This window comes from Micromonospora sp. NPDC050276, from assembly GCF_044459545.1.
Taxonomy (GTDB): Bacteria; Actinomycetota; Actinomycetes; order Mycobacteriales; family Micromonosporaceae; genus Micromonospora.
The window spans coordinates 176,188-188,258 of sequence record NZ_JBITJA010000005.1 but is presented as its reverse complement, the minus strand read 5'-3'; the positions used below and the strand labels follow the sequence as shown (position 1 = coordinate 188,258).

Here is a 12,071-nt window from a genome sequence, read left to right as displayed (position 1 = left end):
TGCGTGCCGCATACTGGCCCGGTGTTCACACTTGCCCAGGCCCGGCACCTGGTGGCCACCTTGCAGCCGCGCGTCGACGAGCTGATCCGGGTCCGGGCTGACCTGGCCGAGTTGCGCGCCGACCTGGCTGACCACGGCGTCAGCGCGCTCGGCGGGCTGGCCGAGGTGAAAGGGCTGGAGGCCCGGCTGCACGCCGTCGTCGACGAGCTGCACCAGCACGACATCCAGGTCAAGGGCATCGCCCCGGTGCTACTCGACTTCCCCGGCGAGCGAGCCGGCCGCGCCGTGCTCTGGTGCTGGCTGGAGGGCGACTCCGACGTGCGCTGGTACCACCGGGCCGAGTGCGGCTTCGCCGGCCGCCGCCCTCTCTGACACCCCGCCCGTGGGGCCGTGGGGCGCTGCTTGATCCACTCGGGATCCTGAAAGTCGCGGCATCCGGGCCCGCCGGACACCGCGACATCCTTAAACCCGAGTTGATTAAGCGGCACGCCGGACTTCGCGGCGGGCCCATGCCGGCCGAAGGCGTGGGTTCAGCCCGCCGCCGACGTCGGCAGGACCGGGCCGGGGGCCTCGGTGACCGCGAACACCACCACGTTGTCGACGTAGTGGCCCCGCCGCCGGTCGAAGTCACCCCCGCAGGTGACCAGGCGCAACTCCGCCCGGGGCGTCGGCCCGTAGACGACGGCCGTCGGGAACCGGTCCTTGCGGGTACGCAGCGACCCGGTCACCCGGAACGACAACCGCTGCCCGCCGCGCCACACCTCCACGCGGTCGCCGGGCCGTAGCTCGCCGAGCCGGGCGAAGACCGCCGGGCCGCGTCGTGAGTCCAGATGCCCCGCCAGCACGGCCGGGCCGGTGTCACCAGGGGCCGGGCCCCCGCCGTACCAGCCAGCGGTGTCGAAGTCGGCGGGCGGAATCAGCGCGCCGGCGCGGTCCAGACCCAGCACGGTGAGCGGAGAGTCGACGCCGATGCGCGGTACGCGTACCCGCGTGGGTGGACCCTGCGGCGCGGGCGCGGCGGCCACCGACGGACAGTCGTCGACGCAGCCGGGGTGCCACCTGGCCACCGGCGGCGGCGGGCCGGTGGTGGCCAGCCCGACGCCGGTGCCGGCGGCGACCAGACAGACCGCCGCGCCGGCCGCGACCAGCGCGGCCAGCGGCGCTCGGCGGTCCCGGTGCCGCCGGATCGACAGGTCCGGCCCGGCGCTCACCAGGTGGTGCGCCGCCGCCGACGCCAGAGCAGCAGGGCCACCGCGCCGGCCGCCGCGGCCAGGGCGCCGGCAACCAGGGGGTACGCGTCGAGCCCGCGGTCCGCGGTGCCACCGGCGCCGGTGTCCACCCCGCCGGCCGGGACGACGGTGCCGCCCTCGGCGTCGCGGCGCAGCTCGGCGGTGAGCCCGCCCTGCTTCGCGTCGAGCACCAGCAGCGAGTAGACCGCGCCGCCGGTGAGCCGGACCTCGGCGTCGGTGCTCGGCCCGCCGGCGCCCGTCAGCTTGAGCCGCCAACTGCCCGGCTCGACCTGCTGGTAGTCGGTCGTGGTGGCGAACTGCACGCCGCTGGCGATCATCGGACCGTCGGCGGCGGCCACGTCGAGCACCGGGGTCCGCACGGACGCCTGCACGACCCGCACCTTGGCGCGACCGTCGGCGGGGGCGCTGAGATCGTCGTTGAGTACCCGCAGACCGAGGTCCGCGTGCCGACCGACACCGGCCACCGTGTAGGCGGCGCCGCTGGTCACCGCGACCTCGGTGGTGAGCACCGGGGGATCGGTGGCGGGGGCGCCGGCCTCGCGCATGGCCACCGCGTACCGGCCCGGAGGCAGTTCCAGGTAGTCGGAGACCACGCCGTAACCGACCCCGGGGAACACCTGCGGCTTGGTGGCGTCCGGCGCGGCGAGATAGACGTCCACCGCTGGGGTGTCCGGGGAGAGGTGCGCGAGCCGGACGTAGCCGACGGTGTCCGCCGCGCTGGCCGGCACCGGACTGGCGGCGGCGGCGAGGGCGGTGCTGAGCAGGAGCGCGCCGGAGCCGGCCAGCAGCCGGCGGGGCACGGTACGGAGCGTGTGCATGTCGCCTCCGGGGGCACGTTCGGTGAGCGGGCGGCAACCCAGGGGAACAGGGTCCCGTGAACAGGACTGCGACGCAAGTTGCCGCGTCGATGTTTTTGCCGCCCCACGCGCAGAGGCCCCGCGCGGGTGCGCGGGGCCTCTGCGGGGAACTCCCCTCGTCGTCGTCCTCCACGACCAACCCCATGGGCGATCGTGGGCCGGGCGGCGGCGGTCCTCAGCGGGTGGCGGCGGCCAGGGCGGCGCGCAGCTTCTCGGCGTCGCCCGGGGCCGGGTGCTCCCAGTCGGTCGGGCTGGCGGAGTAGAGCGTGCCGTACGCCGGGGTGTCCGGCTGGTAGCGCCACCCCTCGGCCAGCGGGCCGACGTCCACCGCGTCGTAGCCGATGCGGTCCAGGAAGGCGGTCACCTCGGCCTTGGCGGCGGCGTCGTCACCGGCGATCGCCAGGGCGCTGCGGTCGGCGGCGCCGGACGGCCGGTGCAGCGTGGCCAGGCCCTTGAAGTAGATGTTGTTGAAGACCTTGACCACCCGCGACTCCGGCAGGTGCCGCTGGAGCAGCTCACTGCTGGTGGTCTCGCCCGAGTCCAGCTCGGGGAAGGTCCCGTCGCGTTGCGGGTAGTAGTTGTTGGTGTCGATGACGACCTTGCCGGCCAGCGGCTGCACGGGCACCGCGCGGTACGCCTTCAGCGGCACGCTGACCACCACCAGGTCCCCCACCTGTGCCGCGTCCTGCGTCGTGCCGGCGCTGGCGTGCTCGCCGAGGGTCTCGACCAGGTCGGTGAGGGTTTCCGGGCCGCGCGAGTTGCTGAGCACCACGTCGTAGCCGGCGTCGACGGCCAGCCGGGCCACGGTGCCACCGATGTTGCCGCTGCCGATCAGTCCCACAGTTGTCATGCTCGTTCCCAACTCCGTCCACCCACGACGCATTCCCGACCGGCCTGGTGGGGTATTCGGTTGCCCGCTGCCGGCCGCTGCGCAGACTGCCGGGCATGCGCTGTCTCGTCGAGGACCTCGCGACCTTCGCCTGGTTGCGCCGCGAGCCCGTCCCGCACAACGTACTGCGCACGCTGGTCGCCGACCGGCTCTCCGGGGACGTGCCACTCTCCGGTGACGAGCGGCGGGGTCGCGGAGGTCGGGAGGGGCGGTGCGGTCGTCGATCATGGAGTTGTGGTGGGGGATGATTTCGGCGTACCGGGGCACCCCGGGCACCACGATTCCATGATCGACTGGGCTGGGCTGGGCTTCAGGCGGGCAGGACCTTGTTGATCGCCGCCTGGAGGTCGGTGGACTCGGGCTCGACCGTGGGGGCGAAGCGGGCGGCGACCGAGCCGTCCGGGGCCACCAGGAACTTCTCGAAGTTCCATCGCACGTCACCGGTGTGCCCGTCCGCGTCCGGGGTGTTCACCAGCGCGGCGTAGAGCGGGTGCCGGTCGGGGCCGTTGACGTCGACCTTCTCGGTCAGCGGGAAGGTGACCCCGTAGTTGACCTGGCAGAAGTCGCTGATCTCGGCGGCGCTGCCCGGCTCCTGCCCGGCGAACTGGTTACACGGCACCCCGAGCACCACCAGGCCCCGGTCGGCGTACGAGTCGGCGAGGGCCTGGAGGCCGGCGTACTGGGGGGTGAGGCCGCAGCGGGAGGCCACGTTGACGACCAGCAGTGCCTTGCCGCGGTAGCGGTCCAGCTCGGCGGGGCCGCCGCTGAGGGCGTCGATCGGGATGTCGAAGACGGTCATGGCCCGAGGCTACGCGCCGGCGGGGCGGGAGCCCGGGGTGGGCGCAGCGTACGCACTCCATGCACCAGGAGAAATCGAAACATGCACATCTTGACGAAGTGATGACGCCGTGAGTACCGTCTCACCATCTCTTTTGGAAAGTTTCCTAACAGTTCGGGAGACGCCTCATGAAAAGATCGCTCCGCCGGGCCCTCTGGGCCGGTGCCGTGGTCGCCGTGACCGTCGCGGCGGTGCCGGTGACCACCGCGTTCGGTGCCGGCACGGTCACCACCACGTTCACCAAGGCGCAGGACTGGGGGACCGGTCACGAGACCAGGGTGACCGTCACCAACGGTTCCAGCGCCACGGTCACCACCTGGCGTATCGAGTTCGACCTGCCGTCGGGCACCACCATCAGCAGCGCGTGGGACGCCGACGTCACCAGCAGCGGCAACCACTACGTCGCGGTCAAGAAGAGCTGGGCCGGCGGCCTCGCCCCCGGCGCCTCGTTCAGTTGGGGCTACAACGGCACCGGTGCCTACAAGGCGCCGCTGAACTGCACCATCAACGGTGCCGCGTGTGGCGGCGGAACGACCCCGCCGACGACGACGCCACCGACCACCACCCCGCCGACGACGACGCCGCCCACCACCCCGCCACCCACGACGCCACCGCCGACCACCAACCCGCCGAACCCGGGCGGCAAGAAGGTCGTCGGCTACTTCGCCGAGTGGGGCGTCTACGGGCGCAACTACCACGTCAAGAACATCCAGACCAGCGGCTCGGCCGCCAAGCTGACCCACATCCTGTACGCCTTCGGCAACACCACCGGCGGCCGTTGCGCCATCGGTGACAGCTACGCCGACTACGAGAAGGCGTACACCGCCGCGGACAGCGTGGACGGCGTCGCCGACACCTGGGACCAGCCGCTGCGCGGCAGCTTCAACCAGCTGCGCAAGCTCAAGCGGCTGAACCCGCACCTCAAGGTGATCTGGTCGTTCGGCGGCTGGACCTGGTCCGGCGGCTTCACCCAGGCCGCGCAGAACCCGGCCGCGTTCGCCGAGAGCTGCTACAACCTGGTCGAGGACCCGCGCTGGGCGGACGTCTTCGACGGCATCGACGTCGACTGGGAGTACCCCAACGCCTGCGGTCTGACCTGCGACAGCAGTGGCCCGAACGCGTTCAAGAACGTGATCAGCGCGTTGCGGTCGAGGTTCGGGTCGAGCGCCCTGGTCACCGCCGCCATCACCGCGGACGGCAGCAACGGCGGCAAGATCGACGCCACCGACTACGCCGGCGCCATCGGCAACCTCAACTGGCTGATGCCGATGACCTACGACTACTTCGGCGCGTTCAACGCGCAGGGCCCGACCGCCCCGCACTCGCCGCTGACCTCGTACACCGGCATCCCGCAGCAGGGCTTCAACTCCGACGCCGCGATCCAGAAGCTCAAGAGCAAGGGCGTCCCGGCCAACAAGCTGCTGCTCGGCATCGGCTTCTACGGTCGCGGCTGGACCGGTGTGACCCAGGCGGCACCGGGCGGCAGCGCCACCGGCGCGGCACCGGGCACCTACGAGGCCGGCATCGAGGACTACAAGGTTCTCAAGAACACCTGCCCGGCCACCGGCACGGTCGCCGGCACCGCGTACGCCAAGTGCGGCAGCAACTGGTGGAGCTACGACACCCCGTCGACCATCAACGGCAAGATGACGTACGCGAACAACCAGGGCCTCGGTGGCGCGTTCTTCTGGGAGCTCTCCGGTGACACCAGCAACGGCGAGCTGATCGGCGCCATCAGGGGCGGTCTCGGCTGAGCCGACGGCCGACGCACCACCCACACGGCGGGAAGGGGCCCGCACCGCCCCTTCCCGCCCGTGCCACCGCGGCCCGGTCGACGCCTCGCGTCGGCCGGGCCGACGCCGTTGGGCTCGACCAGCTCGATGTGGCAGACTCGCGGCTCGGTACGTCTCGATCTCACCGTCGACGGAGGTGATCATGCGCCCGATCCAGCGCAGGCTGGCGGCGACCGCAGCCGGGTTGGTGCTGCTGCCGATCGCCCTGGTCGGCTGCGGCATCGGCGGCGAGGACACCGACGAGCCCGCGAAGCCGGCGCGCGTCCCCGCCGAGGAGGCCACCGCCCGCTCCCGTGAGCGCGTGCAGGCGTACCTCGACGCGATGGCGGCCAAGGACGTGGCGGCCGGCCGCAGCCAGCTCTGCGCACTGCTGCACGACGGCTTCGACCTGGGCGCCACCGGCCCCAACGGTGACTTCGCCGATCACTTCCAGGTGCCCGAGGCGGCCATCACCGACATTCGGTCCGGTCCGCTCGGGCAGGAGGTCAGCGTCTCGGTCTCGGTCGCGATCGGCAAACGCACCGTCGCCCGGCCGCTGGTGTTCACGGTCACCCGCGACGGAGGCGACTGGTGCATCGCCGGGGAGGCGCCGGGCAGCACCCCGGCGGCCAGCCCGTCGCCGAACGGTCCCGTTCCCTCGCCCGCGTCCTGACCGCTCGTTCCCTCGCCCGCGTCCTGACCAGCGCCTGGCGGATTGATCTCCCATCTGCCGGAACCGTCCCCCTCGCCGCCCGGGCACCCCGACCGTCGCCGTACGCTTTCTGTCATGCGCCATGAGTGGCATCAGCTGAGCCATCCCGCGGTGGGCAGCCCGGGCCTGCAGACCAGCCGACCGACCGTCGACTCCGCCGAGGACGCCGCGCTCGGCCTGGACCGATGGCGGGAGCTGCCCCGCGAGCAGGTCCCGCCGTGGTCCGACCCCGCCGCGGTGGCCGAGGTCTGCAAGGTCCTCGACACCGTGCCGTCGGTCGTCGCGCCCTACGAGGTGGACCAGCTCCGGCAGAAGCTCGCCCTGGTCTGCGAGGGCAAGGCGTTCCTGCTGCAGGGTGGTGACTGCGCCGAGACGTTCGTCGACAACACCGAGAGCCACCTGCTGGCCAACGCCCGCACCCTGCTCCAGATGGCGATCGTGCTCACCTACGGTGCGTCGCTGCCGGTGGTCAAGGTGGCCCGGGTCGCCGGGCAGTACACGAAGCCCCGCTCGCTGCCGACCGACGCGCGCGGCCTGCCCGCGTACCGCGGCGACATGATCAACTCGCTGGAGGCCGACCCGGCCGCCCGGGTCGCCGACCCGCAGCGCATGATCCGCGCGTACGCGAACTCGGCGGCGGCGATGAACATGCTCCGGGCGTACCTCGCCGGTGGGCTCGCCGATCTGCACGCGGTGCACGACTGGAACAAGGGCTTCGTGAAGAACTCCCCGGCGGGAGAGCGCTACGAGGCGATCGCCCGGGAGATCGACCGGGCCCTGGCGTTCATCCGGGCGTGCGGCATGACCGACGACGAGGCGCTGCGCACCGTCACGCTCTACTGCTCCCACGAGGCCCTCGCCCTGGAGTACGACCGGGCGCTCACCCGGGTCTCCGACCGCCGGGCGTACGGGCTCTCCGGGCACTTCCTCTGGATCGGCGAGCGCACCCGGCAGATCAACGGCGCGCACATCGACTTCATCTCCCGGATCGCCAACCCGATCGGGGTCAAGCTCGGCCCGACCACCTCGCCGGACGAGGCGATCGAGCTGTGCGAGAAGCTCAACCCGGACAACATCCCCGGCCGGCTCACCCTGATCAGCCGGATGGGCAACCACCGGGTGCGCGACGCGCTGCCGCCGATCGTCGCCAAGGTCACCGCCGCCGGGGCCAAGGTGGTCTGGCAGTGCGACCCGATGCACGGCAACACGCACGAGTCGTCCAACGGCTACAAGACCCGGCACTTCGATCGGATCGTCGACGAGGTGCTCGGCTACTTCGAGGTGCACCGCGGGCTGGACACCCACCCCGGCGGCCTGCACGTCGAGTTGACCGGCGAGGACGTCACCGAGTGCCTCGGCGGCGCCCAGGGCATCGAGGATCTCGACCTGCCCGACCGGTACGAAACCGCCTGCGACCCGCGACTGAACACCCAGCAGTCGTTGGAGTTGGCGTTCCTCGTCGCGGAAATGCTCCGTGGCTGAGCTGGCTGAACCCGCAGTCGGCGGTCGAAGGGATGACAGTGGCTGATCTGTTCGTGGACCTGCGGTCCGACACGGTGACCCGACCCACCGCCGGGATGCGCGAGGCGATGGCCACCGCCGAGGTCGGTGACGACGTCTACGGCGAGGACCCGACCGTCAACGCGCTGGAGGCCGAGGTCGCCGCGCTGTTCGGGCACGAGGCGGCGCTGTTCGCCCCGAGCGGGTCGATGGCGAACCAGATCGCCCTGCAACTGCTGGTGTCGCCCGGCGACGAGTTGCTCTGCGACGCCGACGCGCACGTGGTCACGTACGAGATCGGTGCCGCTGCCGCGTATGGCGGGATCTCCACGCGGACCTGGCCTGCCGTCGGCGCGGACATCGACCCGGAGGTCGTGGCCAGGATGATCCGGCCGGACGGTTACTTCGCCGTCCCCACCCGCGCGATCGCCGTCGAGCAGACCCACAACCGCGGTGGTGGCGGGGTGATCCCGCTGGCGACGCTGCGGGATTTGCGGGGCGTCGCCGACGAGGCGGGCGTCGCGCTGCACTGCGACGGGGCCCGGATCTGGCACGCGCACGTCGCCGACCGGGTGCCGCTGATCGAGTACGGCCGGCTCTTCGACACGCTGTCGGTGTGCCTCTCCAAGGGGCTCGGCGCGCCGGTCGGCTCGCTGGTGGTGGGCAGTGCGGAGAAGATCGAACGTGCCCGACTGATCCGTAAGCGGATGGGCGGTGGCATGCGCCAGGCCGGCATCCTCGCCGCCGCCGGCCGGTACGCGCTCGCGCACCACGTCGACCGGCTGGCCGAGGACCACGCCAGGGCGGCTCGGCTGGCCGAGACGGTCGCGCCGTTCGGTGTGCTGGCCACCACGGTTCGTACCAACCTGGTCGCACTGGACCTCACCAAGCACACCCTGGACGCCCGTGCCCTGGCTGCCGCCGCGCGAGCCGAGGGCGTACTGATCTCGGTGCTTGGCCCCCGCACCGCCCGCCTGGTCACCCACCTGGGCCTCAACGACGCGGACATCGACCGCGCCGTCGCCGTCCTACCCCGAATCCTCGCCGCGCCCTAACCCGCCCCCAACCCCCAACCCCCCACCCCCCTACCCCCTACCCCCCGCTCCCCTCGGTGATCAAGAGGTTTGCGTCACTCCGGACCCGGATTCTGACGCAAACCTCTTGATCACCGCGGCGGTCCGGGTGGGGTGGGGTGGGGGCAGGGGGTCCGGGTGGGTTAGGGGTTGGACAGGCGGGTCAGGGTTTCGATGTCGGCGGTGTGGCCCAGCTGCTTCTCGCTGGGGGTTTCCACGACGATCGGGACGCCGGCGGTTGCCGGGTGGGCCATCAGCTCGGCGAAGGCGGGCTCGCCGATGGTGCCCTTGCCGATGTTCTCGTGCCGATCCCGGGTGGAGCCGCACAGATCCTTCGAGTCGTTGGCATGGACCAGTCGCAGCCGGTCCGCACCGACCGTGGCCACCAGGGTGTCCAGGGTCGCCGTCATGCCGCCCTCGGCCGCCAGGTCATGGCCGGCCGCCCAGGCGTGGCAGGTGTCGAAGCAGACCCCGAGCATGGGGTGCCGGTCCACCGCGTCCAGGTAGGGCCCGAGCTGCTCCACCCGGGAGGCGAGTGACCGGCCTCCGCCCGCGCTCGGCTCGACCAGCAACATCGGCCCACCAGCGTCGGCGGCCCAGTCGAGCAGTGGCAGCAGCTGCTCGCGGACCTGTCGCATCGCCGCCTCGGCGTGCCCCTCGTCGACCGAACTGCCCGCGTGGAACACCACCGCCCGCGCGCCGATCGCCACGCCCCGACGCAGCGCGTGCGCCAGCGTCTGGGCCGACTTCTCGACCGTGGCCGGGGTGGGCGAGCCGAGGTTGACCAGCAGCGAGGCGTGGATGAACGCCGGAATGCCCCGTTCGGCGCAACCGTCGCGGAACAGGGCGTCCTGCGCGGGGTCACCGTTGGGCAGTGCCCAGCCCCGCGAGTTGGAGACGTAGACCTGCACGACCCGCGCACCGGTCGCGTCGGCGTACGGCAGGGCCGCCTTGGCCAGCCCGCCGGAGGTCGGAGTGTGCGCGCCCACCGGCCGCGCGGAGATCGCCGGCATCAGAAGCACGTGATGACGACCGGGGTGCCCGGCGGCACCTGCGAATTCTCGCTCGGGACCTGGATCCGGGCCACCGCATTCGGGTTGACCGCAACCGTCGTCGGCAAGCCCTGGCTCTCCAACACCTGCTTGGCCTGGAGGCAGGGCAGGTCGATCACCCGGGGCACGACGACCAGCGGCGGGCCCTTGCTGACGTCCAGCTTGACCTGGGTGCCCTTCTCCACGCCGGTGCCATCGGCCGGGCTCTGGCCGAGAATCTCGTCCTTCGGCTTGTCCGAGTCCTTGTAGGTCTCCACCAGCACCAGCTCCAGCTTGGCCAGGGCCGCCCGGGCATCGGTCAGGCTCTTACCGACCAGGTTCGGCACCGTCACCGGCGCCCTGCCCCGACTCAGAATGAGGGTGATCTTCGCACCTGGCTTGACCTCGGTGCCCACCTTGGGGGAGCTGTCCACCACCACCCCGGCCGGCAGGCTGTCGTCGTAGCGGGCGGCACCCTTGGCCACCACCAGCTTCACGTTGACCAGGTCTGCCTCGGCGAGCTCGAACTCCTTGCCGATGACGTCCGGCACCGGAAAACGCTCCGGGCCGAGGGAGAGGGTCAGGGTGATCGTGCCACCCTTGACGATCTTGGATGCGGACGCCGGACTCTGCCCCAGCACGCTGTCCTTCGGGGCCTTCTCGTCGAAGCGCGGCTCCGCGTACCTGAGGACGAGCCCGGCACGGTCGGCCTGCGCCTGCGCCTCGGCCTTGCTCAGGCTCACCAGCTGCGGAGCATCCGTGTAGCGGCCGACGCCGAACCACCAACCCCCGATCGCGGCCACCAGGCCCAGCGTCACCACCACGGCGGCGACGGCCAGCCGGCCACGGGGGTTGCTCAACATCGTGCCGCGCAGCGCGGCGAGCCGGGCACCCAGGCCCTCCGCCGGCTCCGGGGTCGCCCGACGTCGGCCCGGCCCCTGGCTGCTGGTGCCCTCGGGCAGCCGGGCCCAGGCCGGGCGGTTGGGCGGCTGAACCGTCGCGACCATCATGGTCGCCTGCGAGATCGGCGCCTCGTCGCTGACCGGACGGAGTACGGCGGTGTGGCTGTTGACATCGCCGAGACGATCCCGGGCGACCTGCACCTCGGCCAAGAGCGCGCCGGCGTCGGCGGGCCGGGCGCCGGAATCGCGTCGAGTGGCCCGCTGCACCAGGTCGTCGAGCACCGACGGCAGGCTGGGCACCAGCGTCGAGGGAGCCGGCACGTCCCGATCGACGTGCTGCCAGGCGACGTCCACCGGGCGGTCGCCGTCGTACGGCACCCGGCCGGTGAGCATCTCGAACAGGACGATGCCGGCCGAGTAGACGTCGGTGCGGGGATCGGCGCGGCCCTCGGTGACCAGTTCCGGGGCGACGTACGCCACGGTGGCCATCAGCTGGTTGCCCTGCTCCTCGTCGGCGCTCGCCTCGACCGCCCGGGCCAGGCCGAAGTCGGCCACCTTCACGACGCTGTCGACCAGGTTGGCGACGCCACCGGTGGGCGCCTCCGCGACCAGCACGTTCTCCGGTTTGACGTCGCGGTGCACGAGACCGGCCCGGTGCGCGGCGGCGATCGCGGCGAGCATCTGCTCGGCGATGGCCAGCGCCTCGTCCGGGTTGAGCCGGCGTCGCTCGGCCAGCACGTCGCGCAGCGTGCGGCCACGGACGTACTCCATCACCAGGTACGGCAGGCCGGCGTGCGTGCCCTGGTCGTAGACCGCCACCACGTTCGGGTGGGTCAGCCGGGCGATCGTCTTGGCCTCGTCGGTGAATCGGGCCACGAAGTTGGCGATCCGGGCCCGTGCCTCGCTGGCCTGGGTCGGATGAATGATCTTGACTGCGACGGTGCGCTCAAGGCGTTCGTCGGTGGCGGTGTACACGGTCGCCATGCCACCACGGGCCACGCGACCGCGAATGCGGTAGCGCCCGTCGATCAGCGAGCCCAGCAACGTGTCGGCGACCTGTGTGTCCATCGGCAGGCAGTCTATGTGTCCAGGGGGTGAGGGTTGAACAGGATGCTACAGCCGTACGCCTAACTGGGCCGTCCCCGCCGCGCTCGCCGCCCCTTATCGGCTGGTCAGCGGCGGTCCAGGGAGTGGGCGCGGATGGCTCGCCCGGGGTGCCGGTGGCTCGTCGCGGCGGCGGCGTGGCA

At 72.0% G+C, this 12,071-nt stretch carries 12 protein-coding genes; 6 read left to right on the top strand and 6 right to left on the bottom strand.

Features of this window, described 5'->3' with window-relative positions:
• The first annotated feature begins 21 nt into the window (after positions 1-21).
• Positions 22-372, top strand: a complete 351-nt coding sequence (locus tag ACIBF8_RS12250) for a DUF2203 domain-containing protein (protein WP_110564124.1) — start codon at positions 22-24, stop codon at positions 370-372.
• A 158-nt stretch (positions 373-530) separates the two neighbouring features.
• Here the strand turns inward: ACIBF8_RS12250 and ACIBF8_RS12245 are convergent, their stop codons facing one another.
• The 3 genes from ACIBF8_RS12245 to ACIBF8_RS12235 form a co-directional block, all read right to left on the bottom strand.
• Positions 531-1,211 carry a class F sortase gene (locus tag ACIBF8_RS12245; RefSeq protein WP_396782702.1) on the bottom strand — a complete coding sequence of 227 codons (681 nt, stop codon included), beginning with the start codon at positions 1,209-1,211 and terminating at the stop codon, positions 531-533.
• A complete protein-coding gene (locus tag ACIBF8_RS12240; protein ID WP_396782700.1) occupies positions 1,208-2,068 on the bottom strand; it encodes a DUF4397 domain-containing protein in 861 nt (286 codons plus the stop codon). The genes ACIBF8_RS12245 and ACIBF8_RS12240 overlap by 4 nt, the downstream gene beginning before the upstream one ends.
• 214 nt (positions 2,069-2,282) lie before the next feature.
• On the bottom strand, positions 2,283-2,957 hold the full coding sequence (locus ACIBF8_RS12235) for an NADPH-dependent F420 reductase (RefSeq protein ID WP_396782698.1): 675 nt from the start codon (positions 2,955-2,957) through the stop codon (positions 2,283-2,285).
• 95 nt (positions 2,958-3,052) lie between these two features.
• Here ACIBF8_RS12235 and ACIBF8_RS12230 point away from each other — a divergent pair, with 95 nt between their 5' ends.
• Positions 3,053-3,244, top strand: coding sequence for a hypothetical protein (locus ACIBF8_RS12230; RefSeq protein ID WP_396782697.1), 192 nt, complete (start codon positions 3,053-3,055; stop codon positions 3,242-3,244).
• Between the two features lie 62 nt (positions 3,245-3,306).
• Here ACIBF8_RS12230 and ACIBF8_RS12225 read toward each other — a convergent pair whose 3' ends face one another.
• Positions 3,307-3,795, bottom strand: a complete 489-nt coding sequence (locus ACIBF8_RS12225) for a glutathione peroxidase (RefSeq protein ID WP_396782696.1) — start codon at positions 3,793-3,795, stop codon at positions 3,307-3,309.
• A 167-nt stretch (positions 3,796-3,962) separates the two neighbouring features.
• Between ACIBF8_RS12225 and ACIBF8_RS12220 the strand changes: the two genes are divergently transcribed.
• The 4 genes from ACIBF8_RS12220 (at position 3,963) to ACIBF8_RS12205 (ending at position 8,873) form a co-directional block, all read left to right on the top strand.
• Entirely contained in the window at positions 3,963-5,588 is a 1,626-nt protein-coding gene (locus ACIBF8_RS12220) for a glycosyl hydrolase family 18 protein (protein ID WP_396782695.1), read from the top strand.
• A 181-nt stretch (positions 5,589-5,769) separates the two neighbouring features.
• Positions 5,770-6,279, top strand: coding sequence for a nuclear transport factor 2 family protein (locus tag ACIBF8_RS12215; protein ID WP_396782693.1), 510 nt, complete (start codon positions 5,770-5,772; stop codon positions 6,277-6,279).
• Between the two features lie 114 nt (positions 6,280-6,393).
• Entirely contained in the window at positions 6,394-7,800 is a 1,407-nt protein-coding gene (locus tag ACIBF8_RS12210) for a class II 3-deoxy-7-phosphoheptulonate synthase (RefSeq protein ID WP_396782692.1), read from the top strand.
• 38 nt (positions 7,801-7,838) lie between these two features.
• A complete protein-coding gene (locus ACIBF8_RS12205) occupies positions 7,839-8,873 on the top strand; it encodes a threonine aldolase family protein (protein WP_396782690.1) in 1,035 nt (344 codons plus the stop codon).
• Between the two features lie 161 nt (positions 8,874-9,034).
• On the opposite strand, the gene ACIBF8_RS12200 is transcribed toward ACIBF8_RS12205, so the two are convergent.
• Complete coding sequence (locus ACIBF8_RS12200) at positions 9,035-9,904, bottom strand: deoxyribonuclease IV (protein WP_396782688.1); 870 nt, start codon at positions 9,902-9,904, stop codon at positions 9,035-9,037.
• On the bottom strand, positions 9,904-11,892 hold the full coding sequence (pknB, locus tag ACIBF8_RS12195) for a Stk1 family PASTA domain-containing Ser/Thr kinase (protein WP_396782687.1): 1,989 nt from the start codon (positions 11,890-11,892) through the stop codon (positions 9,904-9,906). Before pknB ends, ACIBF8_RS12200 begins: the two co-directional genes overlap by 1 nt.
• Between the last annotated feature and the right edge of the window lie 179 nt (positions 11,893-12,071).

What these genes read in the sequence shown, in the direction of transcription:
- ACIBF8_RS12240 (WP_396782700.1), bottom strand. Translation starts at nt 2,068, where the DNA reads ATGCACACGCTCCGTACCGTGCCCCGCCGGCTGCTGGCCGGCTCCGGC.
- ACIBF8_RS12235 (WP_396782698.1), bottom strand. Translation starts at nt 2,957, where the DNA reads ATGACAACTGTGGGACTGATCGGCAGCGGCAACATCGGTGGCACCGTG.
- ACIBF8_RS12230 (WP_396782697.1), top strand. Translation starts at nt 3,053, where the DNA reads ATGCGCTGTCTCGTCGAGGACCTCGCGACCTTCGCCTGGTTGCGCCGC.
- ACIBF8_RS12225 (WP_396782696.1), bottom strand. Translation starts at nt 3,795, where the DNA reads ATGACCGTCTTCGACATCCCGATCGACGCCCTCAGCGGCGGCCCCGCC.
- ACIBF8_RS12220 (WP_396782695.1), top strand. Translation starts at nt 3,963, where the DNA reads ATGAAAAGATCGCTCCGCCGGGCCCTCTGGGCCGGTGCCGTGGTCGCC.
- ACIBF8_RS12215 (WP_396782693.1), top strand. Translation starts at nt 5,770, where the DNA reads ATGCGCCCGATCCAGCGCAGGCTGGCGGCGACCGCAGCCGGGTTGGTG.
- ACIBF8_RS12210 (WP_396782692.1), top strand. Translation starts at nt 6,394, where the DNA reads ATGCGCCATGAGTGGCATCAGCTGAGCCATCCCGCGGTGGGCAGCCCG.
- ACIBF8_RS12200 (WP_396782688.1), bottom strand. Translation starts at nt 9,904, where the DNA reads ATGCCGGCGATCTCCGCGCGGCCGGTGGGCGCGCACACTCCGACCTCC.
- pknB (WP_396782687.1), bottom strand. Translation starts at nt 11,892, where the DNA reads ATGGACACACAGGTCGCCGACACGTTGCTGGGCTCGCTGATCGACGGG.